We start from the raw sequence: 7,658 nt of genomic DNA, 5'->3' as shown, positions 1-7,658 counted from the left end.
ATCAGGTTACCAAGGTATTAGAAGCACACAAGTAATCCTGCTGAATCAAACACTTAGCAGTTTGACATAGCAAACAACACAGCCTGACCTATGGATGCAGGTGTTTCTGCGATAATTACCCCCGCACGCTTCATGAAATCAATCTTACCCTTCGCAGTGCCAGAACTACCAGATGATATAGCACCCGCGTGACCCATTCTTTTTCCCGGAGGAGCGGTCTGTCCGGCAATGAACCCCACAACAGGCTTCTTAGTACCAGAATCTTGAAGGAACTCCACTGCCTCTTCTTCCTCTGATCCCCCGATTTCACCGATCAGCACAATGCAGTGCGTATCGTCATCTTCCACAAGCAGCTTCACACAATCCGTAAATGACATACCATGAACAGGGTCCCCCCCAATACCTATACAGGTGGATTGCCCGAGACCAACCGCAGTAGTCTGCGCAACAGCTTCGTAAGTAAGAGTACCAGAACGTGAAACCACGCCCACGTGACCTTTGCGGTGAATATATCCAGGCATAATGCCAATCTTACATTCCTCAGGCGTTATAACACCAGGGCAGTTGGGACCAATAAGCTTGCTCTTACTGCCCACTAACGCACGCTTTACTGTTACCATATCCAAAACTGGTATTCCCTCAGTAATGCAGACTATCAACTCTATCTCCGCCTCAATAGCCTCCAAAATAGCGTCGGCCGCGAAGGGAGCAGGGACATAAATCACAGTAGCATCAGCCATGGTCGCAGCCTTTGCTTGCTTTACGGTGTCAAAGACGGGCAAGCCCAAATGAGTGCTACCACCCCTGCCAGGAGTAACTCCACCAACCATCTTGGTACCATACGCAACTGCCTGTTCAGAGTGAAAAGTTCCCTGAGCACCCGTAAAGCCCTGACATATAACCTTAGTTTCCTTACTTACCAAAATAGCCATAGAAGCCCCTACTTTCTCTTAGTCACCATGTCAACAACAAAACGAGCTGCCTCATCTAAATCGCTGGCGGTGACAATGTTTAACCCAGATTCATCCAGCATCTTTTTTCCAATTTCAAAATTGGTACCAGATAGGCGCACAACTAGAGGCACATCGATTTTTACCTGACGTGCAGCCTCTATAATACCTTCAGCTATGACGTCGCAGCGCATTATGCCCCCGAAAATGTTCACTAGAATACCGCTAACTCCACTGTCTAGGATAATCCTAAATGCTTCCCGAACAGAGTCCTTGCTGGCTCCACCGCCCACATCCAGAAAATTTGCAGGCTCTCCACCATAGTACTTTATGATGTCCATAGTGGCCATTGCAAGCCCCGCACCATTAACCATGCAGCCAATGTTACCATCCATCTTTATGTAGCTTAATCCAAATTTTGCTGCCTCCAACTCCTCATGCGCATGCTCATCAGGGTCGCACAGCTTTGCTATCTCAGGGTTGCGATATAACCCATTATCGTCAAAGGTCACTTTCGCGTCCAAGGCAAAGAATTCTCCGTCTTCTGTCTCTACTAAAGGATTTATTTCAACTTGATTTGCATCTGTGTTCACCAGAGCATTGTAAACCTTGCGGGCAACGGAAGTGATACCAGCAGTACCATTCTTATTCAATCCAAACTGACAACACAGCTCCCTTCCGTGAAAATCTCTAAAGCCATACAGCGGATCAATGCGAACAACCGCAACCATCTCTGGCTTCTCGGCAGCTACTTCTTCTATGTCGACACCTCCCTCAGTGGAAAACACCATGCTCACCATACCTGAGCAGCGATCGACAACTGCGCTTAAGTAATATTCCTTCCTTATAGAAACTCCCGCTTCTAAATATACCAGGTTCACCCTCTGCCCAGCAGCAGACGTCTGCTTTGTGACCAAAATGGAACCAAGCATCTTCGAAACTGTGGTCTCAACTTCCTCTGCAGTCTTACATATTTTAACACCACCCGCCTTGCCTCTACCGCCTGCGTGTATTTGTGCTTTTACCGCAACCACACCGGATGATACACTTTTTAATGCATCGCCAATTTCAGACACATCCCTTATTACCACGCCGCCAGGAACGTTAATCCCGAAACCTTTTAGGACATTCTTAGCTTGAAACTCATGAATATTCACAACCACACCTCCCGAAACTTCCACTTAAGACAACTAAACGCCAAAGAAAGGCGACAACGTGAAGTCTTACTCGTTGTCAACGGAAGGAACCCTCTGAATCTTAAAGTGCTTTGCGCTGACTTGAAACTTGCTAAACTGAGGCTCAGAAGATGCCCCATGCAATTTTTTACGCCTTCTTTCACAATCATCCCGCTTCCTGACACGCTTTTCGGAAGGCTTTTCATGGTGTACAATCTTCATCTGACGAGGCTTTCCCTCTCTCTGAAGCTTTTTCTTGAGAGTTCTAATCCCCTGCTCTACATCACCGTGATATACAACGACCTCAACCAAAACAAAACCCTTAAAAGAACCAAACATACGGAGTGAAATGATAACACAAAAAGCCGCATGGTCAACCCATTTTAGCCATCAAACCACAAAGTTTGGCCTCCCCTCAGGTGAAAAAAATCAAGCACCCCATTAGGAAATAAGGCGCTCCACATTTTGTCTTACCTTCGATAGCTGCTCATCGGACATAGGAATGAACCCTAAATTTATTAAGTATCCATTACTGCCAACAGATTCCGTCTTCATAACTTCCTTAACAAATTCCTTAAGTCCTTCCACGTTGCCCAGATGCTCACGCTTCACGTATATGTACATGGGTCTGGATAAGACATACTTACCAGATACTATGTTGTCGTAAGTAGGCTCTACCCCAGCTATCTTGTTACCCTGTATCTCATTTTGGTGTTTTACCAAGTAACTAAAGCTCAATATCCCGAAAGCGTTACCGTTTTTTGCAATTTTCTGAATAATAACATTCTCGCTCGTTGCCACTTCTATGTACTTACCGTCATTGCGAATGTTTCCACAAACACTTTTCCTTTCCTCAAGGTCAGCATACAGGTTTATAAAGCTCTTAGCGCCTATGCACATGTCCCTGATCACGTAATCTATTAGTATGTCGTATGTTCCCGCATTTTTATGCGGGCCATAGATCTCTACCTCACTTTCGGGAAGATCGGGACGTATCTCAGACCACTTGCTGTAGTTGTTTAAAGCTATATCGCCATATTCGTTAGACAAACTGTACTTGCTCAAGGCATTAAATAGGTCTCTAAAACGAAAATCTAAAATCTGCCTTTGCCTAGAACTTGCCACAACTATGCCGTCATACCCTATCATAACCTCCACAGGGTCGTGAACGCCGTTTGCAGCACATAACGCAACCTCAGCATCTTTTATACGTCGGGACGACATAACTATATCAGGGGTACTTTTTTTCGCTCCCGCACAGAACATGTTGAACCCCATACCACTGCCAACAGACTCTATTACTGGTGTGCTAAAAGAAGAGAACCTGCCAAACTCCTCCGCAATCGAAGAAATGAAGGGGAATACAGTGGCGGACCCCACTACACGTATTTGGGCTGCCAATAGACCGAAAGAAGGAGATAAGCACAACGACAGTACAGCGAAAAAGCGACAAATACCCGTCAGCATTTCATCCTCACCTACAATACTATATTGTACGTACCACTACAACACTAACTAAGCATTAAGAACATACTTGCTGACTAATTCAAACAGTTTGTCAACCTGACCTTCTATCTGATCTAAGTCAGGGGTAAAGTGCGCCACGTACCTACCTTCTTCATCCAACAAATACATGAAGAGGGAATGAGCTATATCGCCGTCTTCTTCTGCCTTTCCTACGTATACCTTGTAGTTATTAACAACGCTTTTTAGAACTTCTGCATCACCTGTCAGCATGCGTATCCTGCTGTCAAAAGCCTTATGATAATCACTCAGCCTATCTACGGTATCACGCTCAGGGTCAATGGTGATGAAGACCACCTGTAACTTATCAGCCGAGTCTTCCATCATGTGTAATAGTTGAGACACGATTCCAAGCTCAGCAGGGCATGTACGCCTGCACGAAGAGAATCCAAATAATACAAGCATATGCTTGCCGGAGAAGTCCGAACTACTAACAGTGTTTCCATCTTGGTCGATAAGATCAGAAAAGGAGGTGCGGAGACCTACATCCTCATCAGCAGTGGACGACGGTGCATTTTCGACAGCTGCAGGATGTAAGGGTATGTTTCCAAAGATACCCCTGTGTGTCACATACGAATATCCTAAAAACGCAATAGCAACGAAAATAAGTACGACAGACACAATTCCTAGAGCTCTCATGCGCAACACCTAACTTAATATCATACGCGTCCTAAACTTTGCATAGAACGCACGAGGCATGCTAGCACTTTTGAAAATTTAGGTCAAGGAGAGCAACAGGCATTCGCTGACATTAAGCGTTTGATCTATGCAGATATCCCTTTCAGGTAGGTTTCTATCTCATTAACCAAACCAGAAATTATTTCCTCAGTGCTTCTTATGTTGGTTACAAAGCCCACACTTTGACCTGCCATCACCGACCCGCCATCTACGTCTCCGTCAATCACCGCCCTTCTTAGTGATCCAGCCCAAAACTTCTCTATGAGAAGCTGACCTTCTTCCTTTGAGATCTTCCCAGAGCCATGCATTTCTATAACTTCGCGCTGAAGCTCGAGAAAGCGCATACTTGCTGCGTTAGTTATGGCACGAACTTGCGCCACAGGAAAATCTGCACTGAGCTGAACGGAAGGAACAGCATCCCTTGAGGATGACTTTATGAAAATCTCCTTGAATTTTGGATGTGCCTTGCACTCCGTTGAGCACACGAACAAAGTCCCAATCTGACATCCGCTTGCTCCCATGTTTAAGTAGCTGCCTATCATGTCTCCAGTTCCAATGCCGCCAGCAACAAATATGGGAACATTAGAAACTTCCGCGTGAGTCTTGAAAAACGGCAAGATCTCCTGCGCCAATACCGACGTACTGACAGCCCCTATGTGTCCTCCTGCCTCCATACCTTCTATTATCAAAGCGTCAACGCCAATTCTTACCAACCTCCTTGCTATGGTCAAAGATGGAGCAAAGCACATACTTCTTGCTCCAGCGTTTTTTATTTTGCCTATGATTTTGCCGCTTGGTAATCCCCCAGCAAGTACTATGTGTGAAACCTTCGATTCTATGCAGATATCGAGCAAACTGTCCAAATCTGGATGTATAACTATGAGATTCACGCCAAATGGCTTCTGCGTAAGCTGTTGAGTCATTCTTATTTCGTCTCTCAACTGAGCTGTGGATAGGGCACCGCACGCTAATACACCAAATCCCCCCGCATTTGATATGGAAGAAACCAAGTGTGCCTCTGAGACCCAGCTCATTGCTCCACCCATAATGGCGAATTTACTGCCTAAAAAGTCGGTACCCTTCTTCCACAAGTTCGTCAGCACGGCAAAGCTCCAAAATCACTATAAAAAAATGCACCCTTCATACTGCATCATTACAAAGAAACGACAAGAGCAGAATGTAGCGCACATCAGACAAACAGTCTAACCCCACTCACGCTATACGGAATCAGTAGGCTAAATATAGCTAAATATAAAAGAACTGGCATTTCTCTACAATAAGTAAAATTTGCAATTTTTACTTTTACGCAAATCCTGACGCTCAGTAATGAATGAAGGTGCGCGGGACATATGAGACATAGACTGCACCACTTTTGTAGTCATAGCTCTCTTCACAAGGATCAACTGTTATGTTCTACCAGGGACATGCTTACGAGAATGTTTACAATTCGTCAGATATTGTACCAGACCTCGAATAGTGTGCGTTTTGAAGAAGAAACATTCCCCAATATCGTACTATGAAAATTAAATATGCATAATTTTGAGTGTAAGACTCGACACTGCGCGCTATAATTTCTTGTATTGAGTTTCAAAGTGTAGCCCAAAGAGTGTTATTGAAATTTTCGGGCCGGTTGTTTTTTATACTGCTGGCGCTATTGTTTGCGCTACCTATATTTTCTTTGGTTACTGTATTTTTTACAGAAAGTAAGGGGGGTATGGGTTTACTAGCGACCTCGATGCCCGAGTATGTGGGCAATACCGTGATTCTGATGATCTGCATAGGAATACTGGTGATGTTCATAGGGGTAATGAGCGCCTGGTTCATAACCTACTACTCCTTTCCTGGACGCAGAATATTTGAAGTAGCATTGTTTCTGCCACTATCCATACCGGGGTACATAGTGGCATATGTGTACGTGAATATTTTGGGTTTTGGTGGCCCTATACAAACTACCCTTCGTGAGATGTTTTCGTGGAGTAAGGGCGACTATTATTTCCCTGAAGTAAAATCTCTATTCTTCTGCAGCGTGATTATGGGATTCAACTTGTACCCGTACGTATATATGCTGGCAAGGACTGCGTTCATCTCAATAAGGAGTAGTGTTGCCGTAGCAACCACCCTGTGTTGTTCTAGATACAAGATACTAACTTCTGTGGTCATTCCTGCAGTATGGCCCGCAGTTGCTGCGGGTGTGTCACTTGTTCTTATGGAGGTTGTAGCTGATTTTGGTACACCTCAATTTCTTACGATAAACACCTTTACAACTGGAATATACAGACACTGGTTTTTGCTACATGATAAGTATTCAGCGTGTGTTTTAGCGGTAGTAGCACTTTCTTTCGTGTTTGTGTTTTTAGTTGTAGAAAAGTGTATGCGATGTGACGATGCCTCATATTCTGCTATCAAAATGAATGCTTGTTATTGTTATAGGTGGCATTTCAATAGCAAACTGGTAATTACATTCATATACTTCATATGTACACTTTCGGTATTTATGGGATTTATTCTTCCCGTTGTTCCGCTCATATGTTGGACTTTTGAGAGAATATCTCTGATAAACTACGGGGATTTCTTTGGCGTAATACTCAATGGAATATACATAGCAGGTTGCGCAGCCATAATGGTAACTGTAATTTCAATTGTCATGCTGTGCCTAACTCGCGGTAGAGGAGGGTTGACGTATATAGTAAGGTTCGTATCAATGGGATATGCAATTCCAAGCACAATAACTGCAGTGGGCATAGTAATATTACTTGGGAAAGTGTCACAGTTTATTAGTGAAAACTTTTTTAGCATGGCGCTGATAGGCACCGTAGCGGGGCTTTTGTACGCATATACCTTTAGATTTCTTGCCGCATCTACTGGTCCAATTGAATCAGGGCTTAACAGGATACCAAAGGAGGTAGACTGGGCCTCGATGCTCATGGGGCATAACAGGATATCCACCTGCCTAAATGTTCATATTCCTATGTTGAAGAAAAGCATACTTGTGGGATTTTTGTTAGTATTTATTGATTCTATGAAAGAGCTTTCTGCTACACTGATAATAAGGCCGTTTAACTTTGAGACCATATCCACAAGGATATACGAGCTGGTGGGGGACGAACGCTACATGGATGCTGCGCCGTACGCGTTGGCAAATGTCGCTATGGGTCTAGTATCCGTTATTATCCTGTTTCAAATATTCCAGAATGATAAAATACGCGAAAACAGGGTTAATGAGTATTGATATGCTCAGAAGTAGACACCTACTGTTGTAGAAACCCGTAAGCACCTATTTTGGAATGTGGCGGGAGAGTTTGAAAGACAAATCTTACCGGTGTAAGGTCAT

General features: G+C 44.1%; 7 protein-coding genes. 1 reads left to right on the top strand and 6 read right to left on the bottom strand.

The window, feature by feature from the left end:
- Positions 1 to 53: 53 nt before the first annotated feature.
- The 6 genes from sucD to R4I06_RS03905 form a co-directional block, all read right to left on the bottom strand.
- Entirely contained in the window at positions 54 to 932 is an 879-nt protein-coding gene (sucD, locus tag R4I06_RS03930) for a succinate--CoA ligase subunit alpha (RefSeq protein ID WP_334414253.1), read from the bottom strand.
- Positions 933 to 940: 8 nt separating this feature from the next.
- Entirely contained in the window at positions 941 to 2,107 is a 1,167-nt protein-coding gene (gene sucC, locus R4I06_RS03925) for an ADP-forming succinate--CoA ligase subunit beta (RefSeq protein ID WP_334414256.1), read from the bottom strand.
- Between the two features lie 66 nt (positions 2,108 to 2,173).
- On the bottom strand, positions 2,174 to 2,437 hold the full coding sequence (gene rpsU, locus R4I06_RS03920; RefSeq protein ID WP_334414255.1) for a 30S ribosomal protein S21: 264 nt from the start codon (positions 2,435 to 2,437) through the stop codon (positions 2,174 to 2,176).
- A gap of 129 nt (positions 2,438 to 2,566) precedes the next feature.
- Positions 2,567 to 3,592, bottom strand: coding sequence for a substrate-binding domain-containing protein (locus R4I06_RS03915; RefSeq protein ID WP_334414251.1), 1,026 nt, complete (start codon positions 3,590 to 3,592; stop codon positions 2,567 to 2,569).
- Between the two features lie 48 nt (positions 3,593 to 3,640).
- Entirely contained in the window at positions 3,641 to 4,288 is a 648-nt protein-coding gene (locus R4I06_RS03910) for an SCO family protein (RefSeq protein WP_334414250.1), read from the bottom strand.
- Between the two features lie 125 nt (positions 4,289 to 4,413).
- Positions 4,414 to 5,430, bottom strand: a complete 1,017-nt coding sequence (locus tag R4I06_RS03905) for an NAD(P)H-dependent flavin oxidoreductase (RefSeq protein ID WP_334414249.1) — start codon at positions 5,428 to 5,430, stop codon at positions 4,414 to 4,416.
- Positions 5,431 to 5,933: 503 nt separating this feature from the next.
- On the opposite strand from R4I06_RS03905, the gene R4I06_RS03900 reads away from it, so the two are divergent.
- Complete coding sequence (locus R4I06_RS03900) at positions 5,934 to 7,556, top strand: ABC transporter permease (protein WP_334414246.1); 1,623 nt, start codon at positions 5,934 to 5,936, stop codon at positions 7,554 to 7,556.
- Positions 7,557 to 7,658: the final 102 nt, after the last annotated feature.

It is taken from the genome of Anaplasma bovis (assembly GCF_036903315.1).
In the GTDB taxonomy this organism is placed as follows: Bacteria; Pseudomonadota; Alphaproteobacteria; order Rickettsiales; family Anaplasmataceae; genus Anaplasma; species Anaplasma bovis.
This window is presented reverse-complemented; position numbering and strand designations above follow the sequence as displayed.